Annotated in this window: 21 protein-coding genes and 1 pseudogene; 9 read left to right on the forward strand and 13 right to left on the reverse strand. The window is 72.7% G+C overall.

What is annotated here, in order from left to right; genetic code table 11:
* Positions 1-96: 96 nt before the first annotated feature.
* Positions 97-522 carry an Hsp20/alpha crystallin family protein gene (locus IE269_RS14690; RefSeq protein ID WP_189823392.1) on the forward strand — a complete coding sequence of 142 codons (426 nt, stop codon included), beginning with the start codon at positions 97-99 and terminating at the stop codon, positions 520-522.
* An 85-nt stretch (positions 523-607) separates the two neighbouring features.
* Here the strand turns inward: IE269_RS14690 and IE269_RS14695 are convergent, their stop codons facing one another.
* Positions 608-2,194 carry a penicillin-binding transpeptidase domain-containing protein gene (locus IE269_RS14695; protein ID WP_189823393.1) on the reverse strand — a complete coding sequence of 529 codons (1,587 nt, stop codon included), beginning with the start codon at positions 2,192-2,194 and terminating at the stop codon, positions 608-610.
* An 86-nt stretch (positions 2,195-2,280) separates the two neighbouring features.
* On the opposite strand from IE269_RS14695, the gene IE269_RS14700 reads away from it, so the two are divergent.
* A complete protein-coding gene (locus tag IE269_RS14700) occupies positions 2,281-3,243 on the forward strand; it encodes a LysR family transcriptional regulator (RefSeq protein WP_189823394.1) in 963 nt (320 codons plus the stop codon).
* The gene (locus tag IE269_RS14705) at positions 3,240-4,142 is read left to right on the forward strand and encodes a serine hydrolase (RefSeq protein WP_189823395.1); all 903 of its coding nucleotides are present in this window, start codon (positions 3,240-3,242) and stop codon (positions 4,140-4,142) included. The genes IE269_RS14700 and IE269_RS14705 overlap by 4 nt, the downstream gene beginning before the upstream one ends.
* 19 nt (positions 4,143-4,161) lie before the next feature.
* On the opposite strand, the gene IE269_RS14710 is transcribed toward IE269_RS14705, so the two are convergent.
* Complete coding sequence (locus IE269_RS14710) at positions 4,162-4,719, reverse strand: DinB family protein (RefSeq protein WP_189823396.1); 558 nt, start codon at positions 4,717-4,719, stop codon at positions 4,162-4,164.
* A 128-nt stretch (positions 4,720-4,847) separates the two neighbouring features.
* Between IE269_RS14710 and IE269_RS14715 the strand changes: the two genes are divergently transcribed.
* Complete coding sequence (locus IE269_RS14715) at positions 4,848-5,816, forward strand: helix-turn-helix transcriptional regulator (RefSeq protein WP_189823397.1); 969 nt, start codon at positions 4,848-4,850, stop codon at positions 5,814-5,816.
* Here IE269_RS14715 and IE269_RS14720 read toward each other — a convergent pair.
* From IE269_RS14720 to IE269_RS14745, 6 genes are all read right to left on the reverse strand, one after another.
* Entirely contained in the window at positions 5,785-6,696 is a 912-nt protein-coding gene (locus IE269_RS14720) for a DMT family transporter (protein ID WP_229897693.1), read from the reverse strand. The genes IE269_RS14715 and IE269_RS14720 overlap by 32 nt on opposite strands.
* Positions 6,693-7,445 (reverse strand): DUF998 domain-containing protein, encoded by a 753-nt coding sequence (locus IE269_RS14725; RefSeq protein ID WP_189823398.1) that lies wholly within the window; start codon positions 7,443-7,445, stop codon positions 6,693-6,695. Before IE269_RS14725 ends, IE269_RS14720 begins: the two co-directional genes overlap by 4 nt.
* Positions 7,446-7,580: 135 nt before the next feature.
* Positions 7,581-8,744: an acyl-CoA dehydrogenase family protein gene (locus tag IE269_RS14730; protein WP_189823399.1), complete on the reverse strand. Its 1,164-nt coding sequence runs from the start codon at positions 8,742-8,744 to the stop codon at positions 7,581-7,583.
* Between the two features lie 55 nt (positions 8,745-8,799).
* On the reverse strand, positions 8,800-9,852 hold the full coding sequence (locus tag IE269_RS14735; protein ID WP_189823400.1) for an alcohol dehydrogenase catalytic domain-containing protein: 1,053 nt from the start codon (positions 9,850-9,852) through the stop codon (positions 8,800-8,802).
* Positions 9,849-10,355 (reverse strand): DUF4334 domain-containing protein, encoded by a 507-nt coding sequence (locus IE269_RS14740; protein ID WP_189823401.1) that lies wholly within the window; start codon positions 10,353-10,355, stop codon positions 9,849-9,851. The genes IE269_RS14735 and IE269_RS14740 overlap by 4 nt, the downstream gene beginning before the upstream one ends.
* On the reverse strand, positions 10,352-11,968 hold the full coding sequence (locus IE269_RS14745) for a succinic semialdehyde dehydrogenase (protein WP_189823402.1): 1,617 nt from the start codon (positions 11,966-11,968) through the stop codon (positions 10,352-10,354). The genes IE269_RS14740 and IE269_RS14745 overlap by 4 nt, the downstream gene beginning before the upstream one ends.
* A gap of 242 nt (positions 11,969-12,210) precedes the next feature.
* Between IE269_RS14745 and IE269_RS14750 the strand changes: the two genes are divergently transcribed.
* Positions 12,211-13,419 (forward strand): oxygenase MpaB family protein, encoded by a 1,209-nt coding sequence (locus IE269_RS14750; protein WP_189823403.1) that lies wholly within the window; start codon positions 12,211-12,213, stop codon positions 13,417-13,419.
* Positions 13,420-13,507: 88 nt separating this feature from the next.
* On the opposite strand, the gene IE269_RS14755 is transcribed toward IE269_RS14750, so the two are convergent.
* On the reverse strand, positions 13,508-14,713 hold the full coding sequence (locus IE269_RS14755) for a TetR/AcrR family transcriptional regulator (RefSeq protein WP_438817555.1): 1,206 nt from the start codon (positions 14,711-14,713) through the stop codon (positions 13,508-13,510).
* A gap of 185 nt (positions 14,714-14,898) precedes the next feature.
* Between IE269_RS14755 and IE269_RS14760 the strand changes: the two genes are divergently transcribed.
* Positions 14,899-16,464, forward strand: coding sequence for an AMP-binding protein (locus IE269_RS14760; RefSeq protein ID WP_189823405.1), 1,566 nt, complete (start codon positions 14,899-14,901; stop codon positions 16,462-16,464).
* Positions 16,465-16,529: 65 nt separating this feature from the next.
* Here IE269_RS14760 and IE269_RS14765 read toward each other — a convergent pair whose 3' ends face one another.
* Both IE269_RS14765 and IE269_RS14770 read right to left on the reverse strand, forming a co-directional pair.
* Positions 16,530-17,375, reverse strand: a complete 846-nt coding sequence (locus IE269_RS14765; protein WP_189823406.1) for a hypothetical protein — start codon at positions 17,373-17,375, stop codon at positions 16,530-16,532.
* A gap of 77 nt (positions 17,376-17,452) precedes the next feature.
* Positions 17,453-18,100 carry an RNA polymerase sigma factor gene (locus tag IE269_RS14770; RefSeq protein WP_189823407.1) on the reverse strand — a complete coding sequence of 216 codons (648 nt, stop codon included), beginning with the start codon at positions 18,098-18,100 and terminating at the stop codon, positions 17,453-17,455.
* Positions 18,101-18,214: 114 nt separating this feature from the next.
* Between IE269_RS14770 and IE269_RS43130 the strand changes: the two are divergent.
* Positions 18,215-18,313 (forward strand): annotated as a pseudogene (locus IE269_RS43130) (GntR family transcriptional regulator YhfZ); the annotation flags it as partial.
* A 407-nt stretch (positions 18,314-18,720) separates the two neighbouring features.
* A complete protein-coding gene (locus IE269_RS14775; protein ID WP_189823408.1) occupies positions 18,721-19,722 on the forward strand; it encodes a GNAT family N-acetyltransferase in 1,002 nt (333 codons plus the stop codon).
* Between the two features lie 43 nt (positions 19,723-19,765).
* Here IE269_RS14775 and IE269_RS14780 read toward each other — a convergent pair whose 3' ends face one another.
* On the reverse strand, positions 19,766-21,223 hold the full coding sequence (locus IE269_RS14780; RefSeq protein ID WP_189823409.1) for a pyridoxal phosphate-dependent decarboxylase family protein: 1,458 nt from the start codon (positions 21,221-21,223) through the stop codon (positions 19,766-19,768).
* A complete protein-coding gene (locus IE269_RS14785; RefSeq protein ID WP_189823410.1) occupies positions 21,213-22,601 on the reverse strand; it encodes an MFS transporter in 1,389 nt (462 codons plus the stop codon). Before IE269_RS14785 ends, IE269_RS14780 begins: the two co-directional genes overlap by 11 nt.
* A gap of 229 nt (positions 22,602-22,830) precedes the next feature.
* Between IE269_RS14785 and IE269_RS14790 the strand changes: the two genes are divergently transcribed.
* Positions 22,831-23,817, forward strand: coding sequence for a phosphotransferase family protein (locus tag IE269_RS14790; protein WP_189823411.1), 987 nt, complete (start codon positions 22,831-22,833; stop codon positions 23,815-23,817).
* Positions 23,818-23,891 lie beyond the last annotated feature (74 nt).

The following is a 23,891-nucleotide window of genomic DNA, read 5'->3' on the forward strand; positions in this document are numbered from 1 at the left end:
CCCCGCCGCGGGGCCCGTCGGCACTCGCGCACCCGCGCCCGGCCGCGGGACGCTGAGAACGGGACATGAGAGCAGCAACCCGACAAGGAGGACGACATGACGGGCGTGACCGAGCGTCGGTCGAACTGGCCGACTCTGATTCCGGACCTGTTCGGCTGGGTCGAGGCCGGCATCCCCGGCCTGCACAGCACATCCGGCCTGCACAGCATCCGCATCGAGGAGTCCCTCACGGACGGCATCTACACCCTGCGTGCGGAACTCCCGGGCATCGACGCCGCGAAGGACGTCGAACTCACCGTCACCGAGGGCATCCTGACGCTGCGCGCCGAACGCCACGCGGAACTCACCGACAAGCAGCACACCGAGTTCCGTTACGGGGCCTTCGCCCGCGCGGTCCGGCTGCCCGCCGGAGCCAACGGCAACGACGCCGCGGCCGCGTACAAGGACGGCGTGCTGACCATCACGGTCCCGGTCCCCGAGGCCGAGGCCGGCACGCGGACCATCCCGGTACGACCCGTCTGACGACGACGCGCGCACCGCGGCACGGCAGCACCGGGCAGGGGCCCGCGGGCGGCCGGCCCCGGGGGAACTCCCGGGGCCGGCCGCCTCAGCGCTGCCCCTTCAGGAACGCCGCCGCCACCGGGCCCGCGTCCTTGCCGCCCGAGCCGCCGTCCTCGATCAGTACGGCGAAGGCCAGGTCGCCCCGGTAGCCGATGAACCAGGCGTGCGTGCGCGGCGGGCTCTCGTCGCCGTACTCGGCCGTGCCGGTCTTCGCGCCGGGTTCGCCCGGCATCCCGCGCAGGGCCTTCCCCGAGCCCTCGGTCACCACCGCCCGCATGAGCGTGCGGAGTTGGGAGGCGACGGCGGGCTCCAGTTCCGTCGGGGCCTTCGCCCGCCGCTTCACCGCGTCCGGTACGAGCACCGGCTGACGGAAGGTGCCGTCCTTGACGGTCGCCGCCACCGAGGCCATCACCAGCGGGCTGGCCTGCACCCGGCCCTGCCCGATCATGGCGGCGGCCTGGTCGTTGGCGCTGGTGGTCACCGGCACCGAGCCGTCGTAGGTCACCGCGCCGACGTCCCAGCTCTGCCCGATGCCGAACGCCTTCGCGGTGTCCGTGAGCGAGCGCGGGGTCAGCCGGTCGCGCAGGGCGATGATGCCCGTGTTGCAGGAGTGGGCGAAGTCGTCGGCGAAGGTGGCGCCTGTGGGCAGCTGGAAGAGGTCCTGGTTCTCGAACCGTTGCCCGTTGACGGTCTCGTACTTCGGGCACGGCGTCGGGGTGCTCGTGCCCATCCCGCCGCCGATCAGCGCGGCGGCCGTGACCACCTTGAAGTCCGAGCCGGGCGGGTACTGGCCGCGCAGCGCCCGGTTGGTGCCCGTGGGCGGGTTGTCGGCGGCGGCCACGATCTCGCCGGTGCTGGGGCGGACCGCCACGAGCGCCGCGTTCTTCGACAGCCCGCGCAGCGCGGCCTCGGCGGCCTTCTGGACCGGTATGTCGAGCGTGGTGCGTACGGGAGTACCGCCCGCCCCCTTCGAGGTGTGCAGGGTGGCCAGGGTGCGGCCGGTGCTGGTACCGACGATGGCCACGCCGGTCGCCGGACGTCCGGCGAGCTGCTTCTCGTAACGGTAGTTGAGCCCGCTCTTGCCGGGCGCGCCGACCAGCGCGGGGGCGAGCCCGCCCAGGGGGGTGCCGTCGGCGGCCAGGATCTCCGCGCGCCGGGACTCGCTCGTCGCGGCGAGCTTGCTGCCGTCGGTGAGCCTCGGGTGCACGACCGCCGGGCTCCAGGTCACCCGCCAGTCGTCGCCGGTCTTCGTCAGGGGCGCGGCGGAGTCGTACGAGAAGCGCTCGCCGCCCTTGAGGTGCAGGGTGACGCGGAAGGCGTACCGGCCGCCGTCGGCTGCGCCGATGTGCTCGCCGCGCCGCAGCTCGAAACGCGTGCCGGGGAGGTCCTTGGCGAGCGCGCCCAGCCGGGCGGCGGCCTTGGCCGGGTCACTGGTGGCGCGCCCGGCGGCCTGCGCGTCGCCGGAGGCCCATGCGTCGAGGAAGGCGTCCACGGCCACGGCCCGTGCGTCCTTCTCCTCTCCCCCGCGCAGCAGCCGCCAGGCGGCGGTGCCCGCACCGGCGACCAGCACCAGAACGAGGAGGAAGAGCAGGTAGGGGCGGCGCCGTCTCGCGGCGTGTGTCGTGTCGGACATGCGGCGATCAGAACAGGCTCCGCGCACCGGCGTCCAACAGTCCTATCCCGGCGAAACGCATACCCAAATGCCTATGATGCCTGTTCATGGACCTCATCAAGCATGTGCGCTACTTCGTGGCGGTCGCCGAGGAAGGACACTTCGGGCGGGCCGCGGCACGTCTCGGCATGGCGCAGCCGTCGCTGTCGCAGCGCATCCAGCGGCTTGAGCGGGAGTACGGGGTCCGGCTCTTCGACCGGACCAGCCGGGGCGCGGAGCTGACCGAGGGCGGCCGGCTGATGCTGGCCGAGGCCCGGCCGTTGCTGGAGCGGGCCGACGCCCTGGAGGGGATGGCGGCCCGGGTGCGCAGCGGTGCGGCCGGGCTGCTGCGGGCGGCGGTGCCGCCGGAGCTGGACAGTGCGGTGGTGGCCGCGCTGGTCAGCGGGTTCCGGGAGGGCTCGCCCGGGGTGCGGCTCGAACTGCGGGAGCGGGGCGCCCAGGCGCAGTTGGCCGAGCTGGCGGCCGGGAGCCTGGACGCCGGGGTGCTGCGGCACCCGGTGGACGTGGCGGGTCTCGCGCTGGGCGAAGTGATGTCCCGCCCCCTGGGAGCGGTCGTCCCGGACGACGGCAGCGCCCCGGCGGGACCCCTGGCGCTCGGCGAACTCACCGGCCGTGACCTGGTGCTCTTCCCCCGCCCCTCCGGCCCCGCCCTGCACGACGAGATCCTGGCCACCTGCCGCAGGCACGGCTTCGAACCCGGTACGGTGATCGCCGGCCGCGATCCGGCGTTCGTCACCGGCATGGTGCTGTCCGGCACGGCCGTCGCCTTCGCCCCGCGCGAGCGCGAGGTGCCCGCCGGGGCGGTGTGGCGCGAACTCGCCGGTGCGCCGCTCCTGGAGCGGGTGTCGTCGGCGTGGCTGCGCAGCCGTCAGGGCGATCCGGCGGTGGAACTGTTCGCGGCGGTGGTGGAAGCGGCGTTGGCCGAGTACGGAGGAATGATCCCGGTGGCACAGACCGTCGCGGCAGGACGTCTCGGGGCGCCGGTTCCGCGCCTGGGGTTCACGGTATGAGCGGGGCGGCGACCGGCGCGGTGCGCACCCGGCTGCGTGCGGTGTTCGCGGACGCGGGCGTCACGGGCCAACTGCACGCGCTGGACCTGGACAGCGGCGCGGAGGTGGGGATCGGCGCCGACTCCCTGGTCAGCACGGCCAGTACGCACAAGCTGTGCCTGGCCGTGACGGTCCAGCGGCTCGCCGACACCAAAGCCCTCGACCCGACGGAACAGGTCGAGGTCCCGGTCGACGGCCGCACCCCCGGCGGCACGGGCGTGGCCATGCTCCGCGACCCGGTGCGCATGTCGCTGCGGGACCTGCTCGCCCTCGCCCTCACGGTCAGCGACAACGCGGCGGCGGACGTCCTCTACGACCGCGTCGGCCTGGCCGGCGTGAACCGGGCCATGACCGAACTCGGTCTGACCCGCACCCTGGCCGTGCACACCGGCCGCGACCTGCTCGCCACGATCGACGAGGACTGCGGCGGCGACCAGGCCCGCCTGCTGGTGGACCCCGGCCTGACCACCCGCCTGCGCGTCCTGGACCCCGAGCGCACCAACCGCAGCACCCCGCGCGAACTGACCCGCCTCCTCGCCGCCCTCTGGCACGACGAGGCGTGCACGCCCGAGCGCGCGGCCGAACTCCGCTCGATGCTCGCCCACCAGGTGTGGCCGCACCGGCTGGCCTCCGGCTTCCCGTTCGACGACGTACGCGTGTCGGGCAAGACGGGCACCCTGCCGACGCTCCGTCACGAGGTGGGCGTGGTCGAGTACCCGGACGGGGGCCGCTACGCCGTCGCGGTCTTCACCCGCGCCGCCCGCACAGCAGCGAACCAGCCCGCCGCCGACGCGGCCATCGGCACGGCGGCCCGCCTCGCGGTGGAGTCGCTGCGCGTGCCGCCCGGCCGGGGCGCGTGAACGGCGGGCCGTTCGGGCGCTACTGCGGCGGGTCCTCCCCGGTGAGACCGTCGACGGCCTCGCGCAGCAGGTCGGCGTGGCCGACATGGCGGGCATACTCGTCGTGCAGGTCCACCACGATGCGCCGCAGGTTCGGTGCGGAGCCGTCGGGCCACGCCGTGTTCTTCGCGGGCTCGTCGAGGCGGCCCTCGGCGAGGGCCTTGGCGATCGCAGCGCGCGAGCGCTCGGCGGCCCGCTGCCACAGGGCGTAGAGCTCCTCGGGGGTGTCGTCGGCGGCCGAGCGCCACACCCACTGGGGGTCGGTCCTGGCCTCGGGCGCGTCCAGCGGCGGTCCGGGTGCCTCGCCGGTGAAGTCCATGGCGTACCACTCCTCGACGAGCGCCAGGTGCTTGAGGAGGCCGCCGAGGGTGAGCGTGGACGGGGGGAGCGACTGGTTCAGACCGGCGGCGTCCAGTCCGCCGCACTTCCAGGCGAACTGGGCGCGGGAGCGGTCGAGTGCGAAGAGCAGCAGCTCGGCCTCGCCGGCGGTGTTCGAGGGTTCGTGGATCGTGGTGTTCAGGGCGATGTGGTCGTTCATGCAGGTCACGCTAGGGTCGGTTCCGGACGATCTACGACCGGAACAGTCGCGCGCAGAGAAACGCGCAGAAGAACGCGCAGAGAAGAACGCGCAGAGAAGATCGCGGCGATCACGCGCAGGGGGACCCGATGGAATCCGACACGAGCCCCACCGCGCGTGCGCTGCTGGCCCTCGAACTCCTCCAGTCCTTCCCCGGCATCACCGCCGCCCGGCTCGCCGACCGGCTCGGTGTCTCGGAGCGGGCCGCCCGGCGGTACGTCGGCATCCTGCGCGAGGCGAACATCCCGGTGGACTCCGACCGGGGCCCGTACGGCGGATACCGGCTGGGCCGGGGTCTGCGGCTGCCCCCGCTGACGTTCAGCGCGACCGAGGCCCTGTGCCTGGTCATGGCCGTCCTGGACGGGCACCACGACGCGAACGACACGACCGGCCCGGTCGGCAGCGCGCTGGGCAAGATCGTGCGCGCGCTGCCGGAGCCGGTCGCCGCCCAGGCGGAGGCCGTACGCCGGGCCGCCGCGCCGGTGCCCGACCGGGCCGCCGCCCGGCCCGACCCTGGGGCCACGGCCGAACTCGTCCGGGCCTGCTCGGAGCACCGGCGGGTCCTGCTGGCCTACCGCTCGGAGGCGGGTGCGCAGTACGACACCGAGGTCGACCCGTGGGCGGTGGTGGTGCGCCACGGCCGGTGGTACCTGCTGTGCTGGTCGCACACCTCCGACGGCCGCCGGGCGTACCGGATCGACCGCATCCGCACCGTGGAACTGCTGGCCGAGGTCTTCGACCCGCCGGTCGGGCTCGACCCCGTCGCCGTCCTGGAGGAACATCTCGCGGTCGGCTGGGAGTACACCGCCGAAGTGATCGTCGACGCCCCGTACGGCACGGTGGCACACCTCGTGCCGTCGAGCCTGGGACGGCTGGAGCCCGTCGACGCCACCACCTGCCGGCTCACCGGCACGACCAGCAATCCCCGGTGGTACGCGGAGCAACTCGCCGCGCTGCCCGCCCCGTTCCGCGTCACCGGCGGCGAGGAACTGCGCCACTGCGTCCGCGAACTCGGCCAACGCCTGCTCACTGCCGCGGAGCGGGCTGCGCACGCGTGAGCAGCAGGACCCCGTACACCGTCAGCGCCGCGCCGAGGGCCTGCGGCGCCAGCCACCACCCCGTACGGACCTGGTCCCCGAAGAGCACCGCACCGAGCACGAGGCTGGCGGCCGCCTCGCCGAGGGTGAGGGCGGGCTGCGACACGAACAGGGGGCCGGAACCCATGGCGTTGGTGAGCAGGAAGAGGGCGGCCGCGCCCGCCGCCACACAGCCGTACGTCTGCAAGGCGGTGAGCAGTGCCGGGACGCCTCCCTCTTCCAGGTGCGCCATGGCGCTCTTCATCAGGGTCGCCGTCAGGCCGTAGGCGATCGCGCTGCCCAGGCCGAAGAGCACCGCCCGTGCCTTCCCGTACGGCCGCCGTACCGCCCATCCCGCGCACAGGACCACCGAGGCCGAGCCGACGGCCACGGCCGCCGTCCACGTCACGCCGCCCACCGGCCTGTTGCCCTCGGCGGGTGCGGCGGCGCCCAGTGCCAGGGCCAGCCCGCAGGACGTGAGCAGGCACGCCCTCCAGCCTCCCGGTGGCATCGGGGTGCGGGTGAAGGCATGGGCGAAGAGGAGGGCCAGGGGGAGTTCGGCGACCAGGATGGGCTGGACGAGGGTGAGCGAGCCCCAGGTCAGGGCGGCCGCCTGGCAGACGGCCGCGAGGACGATCACGGCGATCCCCGCGAACCAGGCCCGGTTGCGCAGCAGATGACCCACCAGGCGGAGGCTGAAGGCGTCGTTCTCGGGCACGGTGCGGGCGGCAACGCGCTGGAGCACCGTGCCCGCGGCGTTCGCGGCGGCGGTCAGTACGGCGAAGGCCGCGCCGAGCGCCGGGCCGCCCCAGTCCGCAAAGCCCGCCCCGGCAGTAAGGTTCACCCCGTCCGTGAAGCTCACCCCGGCAGTGTGCCCGAGCCCCCGCGTGGGAACCGGTTGCCCCCGCGCAGGAGGGGCGCGGTGGTGGCCCGCACCGGGTGGGCCGCGCGGACGCTTCCGCCGGCGTGGACTCCGTACGCCAACAGCAGCAGCCACCCGCCGACGAACAGCAGGTGCAGCCGTTGCGGTACGCCGTGCCAGCCCGGATGTTCCAGCAGGGGGCCGACGGTGGCGAGGGCCGCGAGCATGGCCGCGCCCGTCAGGGGCAGCCCCCAGCGGCCCACCGTGCGCCAACCGCCCTGCTCCGGATGGTGTTTCGCCCACCAGGCGAGCCAGGCCATGGATGCGAAGAGGAAGAAGTGGACGAGGCCGCTCGTCACCGTGTGGAGGGGGTGGACCGCGTTGCACCCGGGTTCCAGGGAGGGGGCGCAGTCCATCGGGAGCAGCACGTCGGCGGTCGACGCGGCGCCGAAGCCGACCAGCGCCCACCAGCCGGGGCCCCCGCCCTGTCTGCGCCAGGCCAGCGCCGCCAGCACGAGGAGGGCCGCGGAGCCGAACTCGAAGGCGGTGAACAGGGGGCGGGTGGCCTGGTCGGCGGCGTACAGCTCGCTGACGTAGGAGTGGCGGGGGTCGAGTCGGGTCGGGACGGCCGTCTCCAGGAGCCAGGAGTTGTAGAGCAGGGCCGCGCCGACGAGGCCTCCCGTCGTCAGCCGGCCGCGCCACCGTACGTGTCGTCCGTCCGTCCGTGCCGCCGACGTGTCGCCGCCCATGGCCCCGCCCTTCCGCACCTGCGGGGCGGGCCGTCAGGGAAGAGGTGCCCCGAGGTGCTGTGCGATGGAAGGCTTGTGTCCCTGCGGGAAGAGCGGCAAACGCGGTGGGAGGACCCCCACTTCGGGCCCGGTGGTCTACAGACCCAGGTCGCGGCCCACGATCTCCTTCATGATCTCGGTGGTGCCGCCGTAGATGGTGGAGATCCGCGAATCGAGGTAGTCGTGGGCGATGCGGTATTCCATCATGTAGCCGTAGGCGCCGTGGAGTTGGACGCAGCGTCCGACGATGGCGACGTAGTTCTCGGTCGCCCAGAATTTGGCGGATGCCGCGTCGACGGCGGTCAGTTCGCCGCGCGAGTGGCGGGCGAGCAGGTCGTCCAGGTAGGCGCGGCCGACCCGGGCCGTGGTGACCATGTCGGCCAGCTCGAAGCGGGTGTTCTGGAAGGTGCCGATCGGGCGGCCGAAGGCCTGGCGTTCCTTGACGTAGGCGAGGGTCCGCTCCAGCACTCCTTCGATGGAGGCCACCGCGTTCGCGGCGATCGAGATCCGCTCCTGCGGCAGATTGCGCATCAGGGCGGAGAAGCCCGCGCCCTCCTCGCCGAGCAGGTTGGCGGCGGGCACCCGGACGTCCTGGAAGAAGAGTTCGCTGGTGTCCTGCGCGTGCAGGCCGACCTTCTCCAGGTTGCGGCCCCGGGAGAAGCCCGGCCTGTCGGTCTCGACCACCAGCAGGCTGATGCCGTCGTGGCGGCCGGGGCCGGTACGGACGGCGGTGACGACGAGGTCGGCGTTCTGGCCGTTGGAGATGAAGACCTTGCTGCCGTTGATGATGTAGTCGTCGCCGTCGCGGACGGCGGTCGTGGCGATTCCGGCCAGGTCGCTGCCGGTGCCGGGCTCGGTCATCGCCACCGCGACGACGAGTTCCCCGGCGGCGATGCCGGGGAGCCAGCGGGCCTTCTGGGCGGCGTCGGTCAGGTCGGTGAAGTACGGGATCACGATGTCGCTGGAGAGCGTGATCGCCGCGAGGCCGTCGGCGGCGGGGTGGCGGGAGAACACCTCGCCGATCACCGCGTTGAAGCGGTAGTCGGTGACACCTCCGCCGCCGTACTCCTCGGGGATGTTGAAGCCGAGGATGCCGGCCCGGGATGCCTCCTCGAAGAGGGCGCGGTCGACCTTGCCCTCGGCCCGCCACCGCTCGGCGTGCGGGGCGGCGTGCTTGTCGGCGAAGGCGCGGGCCGTGTCCCGGAGGAGCTCGTGCTCGTCCTCGTACAGCGACCGCTCGGCGGAGATCACACCGGTCATCGGAACCTCGGTTTCGGATCGTGGGCGTATGCCAGGTTTCGCGTGTGTACGTCGGTCAGCTCGCCGGGATCAGCACCGGTTTGGTCGTCAGGCCCGCCCGGTGGTCGGCCACCGCACGGTCGAGGTCGGCGAGCGGGTACGGGGTGACCAGGCGGTCCAGGGGCAGTCGGCCCGCCCGGTGCCGCCGGACCAGTTCGGGGACGAGTACGGCGGGGTCGGCGTCGCCCTCCACACAGCCGTGGACGCGCAGCCCGCGCATCATCAACGACCGTACGTCGACGGCGACTTCGGCGGGACCGAGCCCGACCAGGGCGAGCGCACCGCACGGCCGGAGCAGTTCCAGCGCGCGGGTGATCGCATCGGGCCGCCCGGTGGTGTCGAGCGCATGGGTCACCGGCGGAAGCGGCCCGTCCAGCGTGGCGACAACCTCGGCGCCGCACTGCTCGACGAGTGCCCGCCGGGCCGGGGCGGGCTCCGCCACCACGACCTCGACGCCCTCGCCGAGCGCGGTGAGTGCGGCGGCCGAGCCGACCCCGCCCGCACCGATCACCAGCAGCCGGTCGCCGGGCCCCGGGCGCAGCACGTTGAGCACCGCGCCCGCCCCGGTCAGGAACCCGCACCCCAGCGGCGCGACCGCCTGCGGGGAGACGTCCCCGACGACGACGCAGGAGCGGGCGTCGGTCAACGCGGCCGTGGCGAAGGACGACTGCCCGAAGAAGGAGCCGAAGACCGGCTCGCCGTCGACGTGCAGTGTGGGCGAGCCGTCGAGTCTGCGTCCCGAGCCGTTGAGGGCGCTCGCCCAGGCGCAGTACCCGGGAAGTCCGGCCCGGCACCGGTCGCAGCCGCCGCACGAGGCGAAGGAGACCACCACCCGGTCCCCGACCGCGAGGCCGGTGACCGCCGAACCCAGGTGTTCGACGGTGCCGCAGCCCTCGTGGCCGAGGACGGCCGGGCGCTCGCCGAGCCTGCGCCGGGTGACGAGGTCGGTGTGGCACAGGCCGGCCGCCTCGATCCGTACGACCACTTCGTCGGAGCGGGGGTCGTCCAGCTCGGCGGGGACGAGTTCGCTGGGGGCGGTGCCGCGCGAGAGGACGGCGGAGACCTTCACTCCGGCTCGTTTTCCGGGGCGGAGTGCTCCCGTTCCAGGGCGAAGTAGAAGAGGTGCCCGCTGTCGGAGACGGCGGCTGCCTTGCCGTTCATGACGCCGAGCAGCGTGCTGTCGTCCACCCGCTTGAAGTGGTCGAACACCGCCATGCCGTCGTACACCATGGTCGCGGTCGTCTCGCCCCGGAACTCGATGTTCCAGAGGCTGGCCGCGCCCCGCCCCGACGTGGTGTCGGAGTACAGGCTCCCGTCCTCCGCACGGCAGATCAGCGGCTGGGCGTCCTCCACGGACAGGAACCGCTTGCCGTGCCACCGGCTGCGGGCCAGCAGCTTCTCCACGGGGTGGCCGGTCGGGAAGGCGAAGCCCCGCCAGGAGCCGAGGATCGACGCGGCGCCGACGGGTTCCAGGTCGGCCCACAGCGCGTCGAGCGCGTCCGCGTCGACCGGTCCGGCCGCGTTCCGCAGCGCTTCCCACCGCTCCCGCACGGATTTCTCGTCGCCGCTCATCGCACCCTCAGCTTCCGCAGCAGGGCCAGTTGGCGGTTGGTCGTCCGGACGAATTTCAGTGCCGACTGACCGAGCGGCGGCCCGAGCGGCATGAGGCGCTGCACGGCGACGGTCTGGTTCTCGGTGTACTTGCGGATGCCTTCCGCGCCGTGCCTGCGGCCGAGTCCGCTGTCGCCCATGCCGCCCATCTCGGCCTCGATGCTGCCCGCAGCCGCTGCCGCGCCGTCGTTGACGTTGACCGATCCGGAGCGGAGGAGGGCCGCCAGCCGGGCGGCTTCCCGGGTGTCCTTGGACCAGATCGACGCGGAGAGACCGTACGTCCCCCGGTTGGCCAGCGCCACGGCCTCGTCGTCGGTGGCGTACGGGTACAGGGAGACGACCGGCCCGAAGGTCTCCGCCGCACAGACGTCCATCTCCGGGGTGACGCCCTCCAGGACCGTGGGCTCGTAGAACAGCGGCCCGAGGTCGGGGCGCGCCCGGCCCCCGATGAGGACCTTGGCCCCCTTCGCGACGGCGTCCTCGACGTGGGCCGTGACCCCCGCGAGCCGTGCCGCCGAGACCAGTGAACCCAGGTCGCTGTCGTAGTCGTACGAACTCCCCAACCGCAACGACTCGGTGACCCGCACCAGTTCGTCGCGGAAGGCGTCGTACACCTTCTCGTGCACGTAGACGCGCTCGACGTGGATGCACATCTGGCCGGTGTTGGTGAACGCGGCCACGGCGGTGCCGGCCGCCGCCCCGGGGATGTCGGCGTCCTCGCGCACGATCAGGGGGTTCTTGCCGCCGAGTTCGAGGGAGGCGCCGGTCAGACGGCGGGCGGCGCGTTCGGCGACGGTGCGGCCGGTGGCGGTGGAGCCGGTGAAGCAGACGTAGTCGACCGCGTCGACCAGGGCATTGCCGACGGTGGGTCCGTCACCGGCGACGATCTGCCACAGGTCGGTGGGCAGGCCCGCCTCGTCGAGCAGGGCGCGGGTCCAGAGCAGGGTCAGGGGGGTCTGCGGGTCGGCCTGGGAGACGACGCCGTTTCCGGCCAGGAGGGCGGGGAGTACGTCGCCGACGCCGAGGTAGAGGGGGTAGTTCCAGGGGGAGACGATGCCCACAACGCCCCGGGGGACGCGAAGTTGGGTGACCCTGGTCAGGCCGGGGACCATTCCGCGTACGCGGCGGGGGGCCAGGTGGCGGGCGGCGCGGCGGGCGTAGTGCCGGGCGATCGTGGCGACCTGGGCCACCTCCATCCAGGCGTGGTAGCGGGACTTGCCGGTCTCCCACTGGATGAGGTCGAGCACCTGGTCCTGCCGGGTCAGGAGCAGGTCGTGGAAGGCGAGCACGATCTCGCCGCGCCGGGCGAGCGGCAGGCGGGCCCACCGGTGCTGGGCGGCCGAGGCCGCCGCGACCGCCGCGGAGACGTCCCGGGGTGCGCAGGAGGGGACGGGCGCGATCGGCGACAGGTCGAAGGGCGCCAGGGCGGTGCGGGGTTCGACCGCATGCGGACGGGTCTCGTCGCGGTGCACCCAGGCGCACCACTGGTCGATCAGTCCGTCGGTCACCCAGCGGGGGCGCGAGCCGCCCGCAGTCCCGGGTGGTGGTGCCGTGGTGTCCTGCTCCGTGCTCATGGGGCTCCTAGGGAGGGGGCCTTGCGGAGGGCGGCGGGGTGCGCGTGCACGGTCTCGGATTGCCGCGTGCACGGGTCTTGCTGACCACTTGACGCATCATTATGTTAATCGGAAATCACATCGGGGAACAAGCAGGTGACTCCCCCGAGGTTCCAGCAAGTGACCCGCCCGAAGTTGGTGCCGTGGGCGCTTCCGGAAAGCCCGGGATGCGCTGCCCCACCGCGTGGAAGGCAGACAAGTAAATGGAAGATCTCACTCGAAGGCGCGCCCTCTCGATCGGCGCCGTCCTGGGTCTCACCGCCGTGACGAGCGCCCCGCAGGCCTGGTCGTGGTCCTCCAAGGGCTCGCTCGCCGGGACCGACGCCGTCGCCGACCCGTTCCAGGTCTGGGACCCGGTAGCGGACGACGTCGCGGCGCGGCTGCTCGCCGAGGGCTCCATCGACTCGGTCAACAAGGCCTGGAGAGCGTGGAACCGCAACAGCGACGCCCTGCCGGCCGGCCTGCCCGGCTACCTCACCGACTACCTGCGCGACGTCAACAAGCTCCCCTCCTGGGCCGATCCCGCCCTGCTCGCCGCCTCGGAGAAGCTCTACAAGCGCCTGAACAGCTATCTGTTCGTGTCCGAGAGCCTGGGCAGCGGCATCCTCTCCACCGTCATCCCGCGAGAGGCGCGTGCGGTGTACTGGTCGGCCGGCGGCGCGAACATGAAGGAGCGCGCGGCCAAGACCTTCACCTTCGGATACGACCTGCACAGCCCGACGACCTGGCAGCCGCAGGGCTTCTTCGTCGTCAGCGCCAACAAGACGCGTCTGGTGCACTCGGTGGTCCGCAACCTGCTGGTGACCTCCAAGCGCTTCATGGAGACCTCGGACCAGCCGAAGCCCATCAGCAACGGCGACATCCTGATCACCTTCCACTCCGTGGCCACCGTCGCGTACAAGAACATGAAGAAGTGGGGCATCAAGGTCTCGGAGCAGGAGGAGGCCGCCGACCTGCACGCCTGGCAGGTCGCGCTCCATCTGCTGGGCGTGCAGCGCCAGTTCATCCCGGCGAGCTGGGAGGAGGCGCTCAAGCAGGCCGACCAGATGCTGTGGCCGGTCGTCGCGCCGACGGCCGAGGGCATCAACCTCGCGAAGACGCTGATCGGCTACATCGAGGACGCGACCCTGGGGCTGACCAGCGGGTTCGTCAACGAGATGGTCCGCTATCTGATCGGCGACAAGTACGCCGACTGGCTGGGACTGCCGCGCGACTGGGTCATGCGCGGTCTGATCAAGGTGGCGTGGCCGGTGTACGTGAGGTTCCGGGAGGGTCTCTCGCCGGTCGCCCCGGAGGCGCTCCATCTCTTCGACCAGTTCATCCGGGGTGTGGCGATGATGTTCCTGAACAACGGGACGTCGCCGACGCAGACGCTGATCACGCTGCCCGGCGCCAACCGGCCGGGGGCCTGAGACCTGGCGGGACCAGGCGCCCCGCGGTCCGCTCGCGGGGCGCCGTCGCCACTCAGTCCGTCTCCGTCGCCACTCAGTCCGTCGCCGTTCACTCCAGCCCGAGGGCGCCGACCACCAGCGCGGTGACCGCGCTGCGGTTCTCCGGGGTGTCCCGCCAGCGCAGCAGACGGCCGCTCTCGACCACCACTCCGAACCCCGCGTGCACGAGCAGGCGGGCCTGCCGGGGATCCACGTCCGTTCGTACGAGCAGGAGTTGGCGCTCCCACACGGCGATGTGGTCGCGCTGCGCCCGGATCAGCGGCTGGCGCAGACCGTCCGGGAGGCCGACGACCTCGGCCTCGGCGACGCCAGTGAGCGCGGTGTGCTCGAAGCTGTAGTCCACGTACGTGACGGCCAGCGCGACCAGTGCCTCGCGCGGCCCTCCGGCTCCGGCGAGGCTGCGGTCGACCGCCCCGGTCAGCAGTTCCGCCGCCTGCAGGCAGGCCGCCACCAGGATGTCCGTCTTGGTGGGGTAGTGCCGGTAGATCGCGGAGGGGACCAGTCCGACCGACGCGGCGATCTGCCCGTTGGTGACCTTGGCGAAGCCGTCCCGCGCGAACAGCGGGACGGCGGCGGCCAGGATCTCCTCGCGCCGCGTCTGCGGCACCGTGCGGGCGGGCGGTTCGGCGGACCGGGGTACGCCCGTGAGGGCGGCGGGGTCGGTGGCGGCCACCCGCAGCGCGGACGCCACCAGGGCTTCCTCGGCGCGGCGTTGGGTGATGGAGACGTGGTGCATGGTGATGGAGCCGATGGCCCCGAGGGCCGACACGGCACGCAACTCGGCGGTCTCCATGGGGTGTTCGCGGCGCACCGCCTCGGTCACCCGGCCCACCACGCGCGCGAACTTCGCCCGCAGCAGCCGGCGGTCCGCAGGCTCCAGGTAGCGGGCCTCCCACCGGTACAGCCCGCCCGAGGCGCGGTGGGTCACGGCGACGTGGGCGACGGCCCGCAGCACGTCCGCCAGGTCCGCCTCGGCGGGCAGCCCGTCCAGGGCGCCGACCAGCCGGTCCACGGTGGTGTGCGCGCACTCGGTGAACAGGGCGTACTTGTTGGGGAAGTGCCGGTACAGGGCCGCCGCGCTGATGCCGACCTCGGCGGCGATGTCCGCCATGGACGCCGCGTGGTACCCGCGCTCGCTGAACACGCGGCCGGCCGCTTCGGAGATGAGCTGGCGACGGTTGCGCGGCCGCGCGGCCGCGAGCGGATCGGCGCTCACCGGAAGGGCGCGACGTACGGGGTCAGAGGCATGCGGCAAGTCAATCACAGGGTGGCGACACGCTCGGAAGGCCTCGGCGGGATGAGCGGGCCCCATGTGACTCATGATTCACATCCAAGTGATTTTTGATTAACAAAACCCTTCTGGGGCGGTCGTCGCGCGGGCATGATTGCACCCACCCCCACACCCTCCCTTCCGAGTGCAGTCCGAGTGCAAGGAGTGGCATGTCCGCGGATACGGCTCCCGCCTGGTCCTTCCGTCACCACTGGATGGCGCACACCGCCACCCACGCACTGATGCGCCCCGACCGCCCCGCCCTGCGCCATCTCGGGGCCACCACGACCTGGGCCCAGCTCTCCGAGCGCTCACTGCGGCTGGCCGCCGCGCTCGCCGACCGGGGGGTGCGGGAGGGGGACCGGGTCGCCCTGCTCACCCTGAACCACCCGTGGTTCGTGGAGAGCGTCCTGGCCGCGAACAGCCTGGGCGCCATGGCGGTGCCGCTCAACTTCCGCCTCGCACCACCGGAGTTGGACGGCATCCTCGCCGACTGCACACCGTCCGCGATCGTCGTCGACGTACGCCTGCTGCCGCTGCTGCGCGCCGCACCGGCGGCGACCGACATCCGTACGGTGATCGTCATCGGCGAACCGGAAGGTGAACCGGACACTCCCGCAGGCCACTTCGCGTACGAGGACTTCCTGACCGCACACCCGCCGATGGAACTCCCCGACATCAGCGAGGAGTCCACCGCCCTCATCATGTACACCTCCGGCACCACGGGACGGCCGAAGGGGGTGATGCTCTCGCACCGCAACATGCAGGTGCAGGCCCTCACCTGCATCCAGGCGATGGACATGTTCGACGACTCCGACGTCGGCTTCCTCACCGCCCCCTTCTTCCACATCGCGGGGCTGGGCTCGATCGTCGCGAACCTGCTGGTCGGCGGCACGGTGGTGATCCACCCGCTCGGCGCCTTCGACCCGAAGGCCGTGCTCGACGCGTACGAACAGGAGGGCGCCACCGTCGTCTTCAACGTTCCCCAGCAGTGGGACCTGATCTGCGCGCAGCCCGGCATCGCCGACCGCGATCTGAAGCTGCGGGTGATCAGCTGGGGCGCCGCCCCCGCGAGTGACGCGACCCTGCGGGCCATGAGCGCGTGCTTCCCCGAGGCGCTGAACGTCGCGGTGTTCGGGCAGACCGAGACCTCGCCCATCACCTGCGTCCTGCGCGGCGAGGACGCGCTGCGCAAGCTGGGTTCGGTGGGCCGGCCGATCCCGACCGTGCAGTACCGCGTGGTCGACGAGGCGATGAAGGACGTGCCGCTCGGGGAGGTCGGCGAGATCGTCTACCGGGGTCCGACGGTGAGCCGCGGCTACTGGAACAAGCCGCAGGAGACCGCGGATGCCTTCGCCGGAGGGTGGTTCCACTCCGGCGACCTGGTCCGGCAGGACGAGGACGGCTTCGTCTGGGTGGTCGACCGCAAGAAAGACATGATCATCAGCGGCGGCGAGAACGTCTACTGCGCCGAACTGGAGAACGCCGTCGCCGAGCACCCCTCGGTGCTGGAGGTCGCGGTGGCCGGCCGCGCGGACGAGCGCTGGGGTCAAGTCCCGGTCGCGTACGTCACGTTGGCGCCCAGCACCGCCCTCGCCCTGGACGGGCTGACCGACTTCCTCCGGGGCCGGCTGGCCTCGTACAAGATGCCCAAGGACCTGGTGGTGGTCCCCGGACTGCCGCGCAACGCCGGGGGGAAGGTCGTCAAGGGAAAGCTGCCCGACCGGGCGGCGTGAGCAGACGGCTGTCCCCGGCACCTCTCCGGGCCGGGGACAGCATCCGTACGACTACATCCGTACGACTAGTTGAACTCCGGGTCCTTCAGCTGGCTGTAGACCTCCTTGCCGGAGGCGTCGAAGGCGTGGATCTTGGCGTCGAGGCCCCAGTCCTCCTGGCTCGGCACGGAGGGCGCGGAGAGTTCCGCCGCGTAGGCGAACGCGCCGCCGCCCATGACCGTGGGGTACTGCTTCGGGTCGTCGCCGTAGCTGACGGTGACCTTGGCGATGCCTTCCGTGTAGTGCCCGGAGCCCACCACGAGCTGCTTGCGCTTGCCGATGGGGGTGCCGGTGGAGTTGAAGTACGCGATCTGCTTGCCGGTGCTCCACAGGCGGTCGTTGATGAAGGTGGGCGGGTGGCTGGAGCTGGTGCCCTTGTCGCCCTTCGCGCCGCATTCCACGTACTTCTTGTCCGCGTCCACGGCGAGGACCGTGCCGTCCTGGTCCGGCGCGGCGACGGGGGCGCGGAGCGCGACCACCGGCTGGTAGCGCGAGGCGTCCTTGCCCAGGCAGGTGGCCAGGATCTTCGCCGTCGCCTTCGCGTCGATCGGGGTCGTCTTCGTGCTGGTGACGGTGAAGACCGACTTCTGCGGGGCGGTCTTGCCGGAGGACGTCGTACCGGCCCCCTGCGACGGGGACGCCTTGCCCTCCTTCTTCGCCTGGGCGCCGTCCGCCGGGCCCGGGGTCGGCGACCCGGTGCGCGTCGGGTTCCCGGCCGGGTCGGCGAGCACCGGCTTGGCCTCCCCGCCCCCGCTGCCGCCGAGGACGGTCGCGGCGGCGACGCTCATCACCGCGACACCGCCGGCGACCGCGAGCGGCACACCCCACTTGCGACGCGCGGAAGGACGGTGGCTGTCTTCTTCGATCTTCATCAGGAGCTCCTCACGAGTCCGCCGGTGGTCCGGCAGATCACGGTCGGAAGGAGCCGCAGGAACGCCCTGCGAGTGATTCATCGTGCGACCTCTTCCGCGTGGACGGGACGTGTGGAACCGAAGGACGCCGGAACCGAGGCTCCGGCCAGGAGATCCGCGCCCATCCTCCGACGGGCCCGGTGCAGCCGGGACTTGACGGTACCCACCGCCACCCCCAGCGCCGTCGCGGCCGCCTGCTGGTCCAGACCGGACCACAGGCACAGCTCGACGACCTCGCGCTCGTGGCGGGGCAGCCGGGCCAGCGCCCGGTGGATCTCCGACATGCGTCTCTCGTCGTCGACCCGGCCCGCCACCCGGTCCGCGTGGTCGACCACCGGCTCGTCGTGCGAGACGAGCCGGTTGAGGAGGGCCTCGGCCCGCCGCAGCCGGCGCCTGGTGTTGGACACCAGACGGTCGGCGATGCCCAGCAGCCACGGCAGGGCCGAGTCCCGGTCGAGGACCGTCTCCGTACGTCTGCGCCAGGCGTGCAGGAAGACGGTCGAGGTGAGGTCCTCGGCCTCCGACCAGTCGGCGGTGCGCCGGAACAGGTGGTTGTAGACGGTCTTGCCGTGACGGTCGAAGATCCGGCCGAAGGCCTCCCGGTCACCGTCGACGGCTTGCGCCCACAGCTCCCGGTCGGACATCCCTCCGACCGGTGCGGCGGGGCCGGCGTCGTTCAGTTCCATGCTCTGTACGTGTCCGGCACCCGCACGAAGGTTCCCGCGCAGCCACATCCGTTTCACCGAGCCCGTTCCCTCCCCCACGATTCCCGCAACGGGCTCGCCGCCCGCCGCCTCGCACTGGCCCTGCTCCACCACGTCCCGGACACGCGGCTGCCCCGCGTCCGGGACTTCGCGAAAGAACTGGGGTGCGGCAATGGAACCATCCAGGCCGCGATGCCCTCCGCAAGGCGGCGGACATCCTCGCCTGCGAGGCAGCCGTACGACGTCCCGCCGTGCCCACGGCCGACGGGCCGGCGCACACCCTGGAGGCGGTACGCGCCGGGGGCGACGGGCGGAGCGTGGGAGGGCGTGACGGGCGTGGGGCCGGTGCGGCTTCCCGTCCCGGTCGGCGATATTCGCTTGCCCCTTGATCGCCGGGGGCCTACGGTGTCGGGCGTCGGCCACAAGGCCGGGCGATGGACTGACGTACAAGAGAAGGGAGGCCGCGATGTTCACCCCGAATCCGGCGCTCCAGATCGTTCCCGCCGCTCCCGTGCACGTCTGCCGGGTCTGCGAGAACCACCTCAACTGATCAGCCCAGCCGATCTGGTGGCGCCTCCTCGCTTTACCGCCGTGGAGGCACAGTGTCTTTCCGTTCCGTCAACTCCCTTTCCGTCGTCTTCCGTTCGGCCGCCGAGGCCGATCTCGACGGTGTTCTTCCGCTGCTCGTGGCGGATCCGGCGAGCGTCCTGTCGGCCGACGCGTATCGCAGCAAGCTCGCCGACGGCCAGTACCGTCTCGCCTGGACCTGGATCGCTGAGGACCCGTCAGGCGACGGCGGGCCGCTCGCGGTCGCCGTCTGGTGGGGGCCGCTGGGGCACGCCACGCCCGGTGCGCTCGATGCCGTCTACGTCGACGCCTCGCGCGTGACGGACGGTCAACGGGCCACGCTGGTGACCGAGTTGCTCCTTGCCGCGCATGCCGCGTTCAAGGAGGCGGGGGCTGCCGAGGCGCCCGCGTTCCACATCTTCCTGCCCGGGGACTTCCGGGACCGGCCCGAGGTGGCCGAGGCGCTCGCCTGGCGGGAGGAAGCGGCGAGGGCCGCCGGGCTCGTGGGGTTCCTGGAGCGTCTGGGGTACGAGTGGACGCCGCAGGACGGGCTGCGGGAGCCGGCCTCCCGGAAGCTGACCTTCGAGGCCGAGCCCGACGACGAGGTCTTCGTGGACCTCTTCCAGCAGGTGCTGGAGGGCACCCTCGACGCGGGCAGCCGGGCGGAGGCCGAGCAGATCGGGTCCGAGGCCCAGGCCCGCAGCGATCTGGCGGTCTACCGGGACGACCTGGTCGGCGAGCGGTCCTGGTGGCGGGTGGCCCGCGACGCGGCGGGCGAGGTCGTCGGGTTCGGCATTCCCTCCGCCAACTACGTGGGGCTCGCGGTCGGTTACCTCGGGGTGCTGCCCGGCCATCGGGGCAAGGGTTACGTGGACGAGATCCTCGCCGAGATCACCGCGGTCCTCGCCGCACAACCGGGTGCCGGGGAGGTCCGGGCCGACACCGACCTGGGGAACCGCCCGATGGCCGCCGCCTTCGAGCGCGCCGGGTACCGGCACTTCCGGTCGCGGGTGGTGCTGTCGGAGCACGTCGGGTAGGCCACCGGGGTGCGGGCCCTCGGGCCCGCACCCCTTCTCCGTATCAGACCCGGAACACCGATCCGATGAACTCGGCGAGCAGCCGCTCCTTGAGCGGTCCGGGCAGGGCGTCGAGCAGGACCAGTACGGGCGCCATGCGCGTGGGCAGCCCCTTGTCGGAGCCGAGGCCCGCGAAGGCGAGCACGGAGGCGATCTCCTCCGGGCCGAGCGCCCCCGGGTCGAGTCCGGCGGCGAGCTCGGCGAGTCCGGGGTCGACGGTCACCGGCGGGAGCGCTCGGGCGGCCCTGAGCGCTGTCGCCAAGTCGCCGAGCAGGGCGTCGACTTGACCGACGGCCGCCGGGGTCAGGGTGAGGTGGAGGTTGGGCGGCAGGCCGTCGAAGGAGAGCTGCGGCTGGAGGTACCAGCCGCGCTCGCGCATCTCGTCGGCGAGGTGCAGGAGGAGGCTCAGGTCGGGCGGTCCGGCAGTCGTGCCGGTGACGGTGAACGCCACGAGTCCGGCGGCCGGTTCGCCGAGGATCTTGATGCCCTCGGTCGCCCGCAGCCCCGCGAGGAGCCGGTCGGAGGCTTCGGCGACCCGCGCGGCCAGCGCGGTGTAGCCGTCGTCGCCGACGTGCTGGAGCACCGCCCACGCCTGGGCCAGCAGACCGCCCGACTTGGTGCCCTGGACGGTCGGGTTGACGACCGGGTAGCCGGGCCAGCCCGCGTGCGCGAAGTACTGGTGGCGGCGGAGCTCGGCGTCCCGGTACAGGACCACCGACGCCCCCTTGTCGGCGTACCCGTACTTGTGCAGGTCCACGGAGAGCGAGGTCACGCCCGGCACCGACAGGTCGAAGGGCGGCACGTCGCGGCCCGCGCGCCGCAGGTGCGGCAGCAGCCAGCCGCCGATGCAGGCGTCGACGTGGCAGAGGACGCCCCGGGCGGCGGCTGCGGCGGCGATCTCGCCGACGGGGTCGATCACACCGTGCGCGTACGAGGGCGCGGAGGCAACGACGAGCGCGGTGCGGTCGGTGAGGGCCGCCGCCATGGCGACCGCGTCGGCGCGGAAGGTGTCCGGGTCGACGGGCACGACCACGGTGTCCAGCCCCAGATAGTGGGCGGCCTTGTGGAAAGCTGCGTGGGCGGTCGCGGCGATCACGAGCTGCGGCGCGGTGATCCCGCGCACCGTCCGGGCGTGGTCCCGGGCGGCCTTCACGGCGAGCAGGATGCTCTCCGTGCCGCCGCTGGTGAAGGTGCCCTGCGCACCGGGTGCGCCGAGGAGCCGTGCCGCCGCCCCCACCACGTCGTTCTCCAGCCGGGCGACGCTGGGGAAGACCGTCGGGTCGAGGCCGTTGACCGTCGCGTACGCCGTGTACGCGGCCGCCGCGAGCTCGTCGAGCCCGGCCAGGCCCGCATCGTAGACGTACGCGAAGGTGCGCCCGCCGCGCGTGGGCGCGTCGCCCTCGCGCAGGGCGTGCAGCTCGGCGAGCACGTCGGGGGCGGGGCGGGCGGGTTCAGTCGTCACGGCTGGTCTCTTCCTTCAGGGGTACGTTCGCGGGCCGGCCCGCAGCGCCGTCCTCGCGGTAACGGTGCAACGCCCACAGGCCGGCGGCGGCGAGCACGGCGGGCAGCACGCTCATGCCCAGCGTGATTCCGGTCAACGCGGCGTCGGGCTGGGCCACGTGACGGTCCGCCTCCGACGAACGGAACCCGGTCACGGCGAGCACCAGCGCGAACACCCCTGCCCCCAGCGCGAAGGCGAGGGTCTCGGCGGCGGTCCACAGCCCGGTGAAGGTGGCGGCCCTGCGCCGGCCGGTGCGGGCGGCGTCGGCGGCGAGGGTGTCGGCGAGCATGGTCATGGGCAGCAACTGGAGCCCGGCGTAGGCGACGCCGATGACGGCGGTGGCCGCGTACCCGACACCGTTGCCGATCACGGGCGTGAGGGCGAGCAGCAGAGCCCCGCCGACGAAGAGCAGCGAGGCGCACCACTGTGCGGTCTTGACGCCCCGCGCCCGGGCCAGCCGGTTCCACAGCGGCATGACGAGCACCAACGGCCCGATGAGGCAGGCGAAGAGCGGGGTGACCGCACCCGGCCGCCCCAGGGTGTAGGTGGCGAAGTACTGGACGCCCGCGAGCATCACCCCGACGGCGAGCGCCTGCACCGACCACATGGCGAGCAGGTGGAGGAACGGCCGGTGCGACCTGGCAGTCGCCAACTGCGCCCGGATCGACGGCTCGGCCTCGCTCCGCACCACGGTGGGAGCCCACCGCGTACTGAACCACGCGCCGAACATCCCGACCGCCAGCAGCAGCGCGACGGCGACCCCCATCGTGCGGTAGCTCGCCGGGGTGTCGCCGTCGGCGTGGGCGATGGCGGGCGCGAAGGCACCGGACAGCAGGATCGCCACGCCCAGGAACGCCACCCGCCAGCCGAGCACCCGCCCCCGTTCGGCCGGGTCGTCGGTCATCTCGGCGGGCAGGGTCACGTACGGCACCTGGAAGACGGCGTACGAGGTGGCGGCCAGCAGGAACACCACCGCGACGTACCCGGCGGCGGCCGCTCCGCGCAGGGGCGGCGCGGCGAAGATCAGCGCGAACAGGGGCGGCAGCGTGCAGGCCCCGAGCAGCAGGAAGGGCCGGCGCGGCCCGCCGCGCAGCCGACTGCGGTCGGACAGGGCGCCGACCAGCGGATTGATCAGCACGTCCCAGGCCTTCGGCAGGAACACGGCCGCCCCCGCGACGGCGGCGGGCACGGCGAGGACGTTGGTGAGGTAGTAGAGCAGGATGAGTCCCGGCACGGTGGCGAAGGTGCCGGTGCACAACGACCCGAGCCCGTAGCCGATCCGCACCCGACGCGGCAGGGCCGGACCCGGTTCGGGGCGGACGGGGAGTTCTGCGGACATGCGGCAGATCATGGATCACGGCTGACCCGCGCGACAAGGGTCAGGCATGACGGGTTCGTGAATTCGGGCTGGTGGAGGGGGACTTGACAGCACGCCCGGACCGGTGGGCACGGCTTCCCGGACCGGGCACGGGCCCCGGTGAACGCACCCCTGGCCCCAGATCCCGACCGCATGGTAAGCATTTGGCGGGCGGTGCCGCCCGCACGCCGCCCGCGGGAGAGGACTGAGCGTGGAGAGCATCACCAAGAACAGACAGTCGACCGCCGCCCTGCGCTCCATGGTCGCCCGCGCGTACGGCGACGAGCGGGTCCCCACCGGTGACGACTGGTACGGCGAGCTGGGGCACGGCTGGTTCAACGTCGCCTACCGCATCCGGCTGCGCGACGGCGCCGAGGTCGTCCTGAAGGTCGCCCCGCCGCCGGGGGTGGAGGTGATGACGTACGAGCGCGGAGCCATGGCCACCGAACTGGCCACCCTGGAGCTGCTGCGCACGCACACGTCCGTGCCGGTCCCCGCCCTGGACTTCGCCGACCGCAGCCGCGAGCTCTGCGACGCCGACTACTTCTTCATGCCGTACGTCGACGCCGACAACCTCGGCATCGTCTCCGCGGCCCTCCCCGCCGCCGAGCGCGAGGCGTACCTGGAGCAACTGGGCGCCCTGAACCGGGAGATCAACTCCGTGCGCGGCGAGCACTTCGGCCCGATCGCCGGGCCGGGCGATCCGAGCTGGCGGCGGGTGTTCACCGGCATGGCCGAGAGCGTGCTGCGCGACGGCGAACGGCGGGGCGTCGACCTCGGGCAGGAGTACGACGCGGTCCGCGCCGCCCTCGCCACGCACGCCGACAGCCTCGACGACGTCACCGAGCCCCGCCTGGTCGAGTGGGACCTGTGGGACAGCAACGTCCTGGTCCGCGACGGCAAGATCGTCTGCATCATCGACCACGAACGCGCCTTCTACGGCGACCCGTTGATCGAGGCCGGTTTCACCGGCAATCAGCTGCCCGCCTACGGCGACTCCTCGGCCTTCATGCGCGGATACGGCCAGGAGGAGCTGGTGGGCACGGAGCTGGTGCGCCGCCGCCTGTACTGCCTCTACCTGGCGCTCGTCATGGTCATCGAGACCGAGTACCGGGGACACACCGACACCGGGCCGTACGACTGGGCCCGCCTCCGAGTCGGCGAAGCCATGGCCCTGTTGGGCCGCACCTCCCCCTGACAGCCGCCACCGACCACACCGCCCGGCTCGGCACCGGGTCGGTGGGGGGGCTGCCGGGGCACGGGCACGGCCGG

Origin of the sequence: Streptomyces spiroverticillatus (assembly GCA_014650415.1) — a bacterium.
GTDB lineage: Bacteria > Actinomycetota > Actinomycetes > Streptomycetales > Streptomycetaceae > Streptomyces > Streptomyces spiroverticillatus.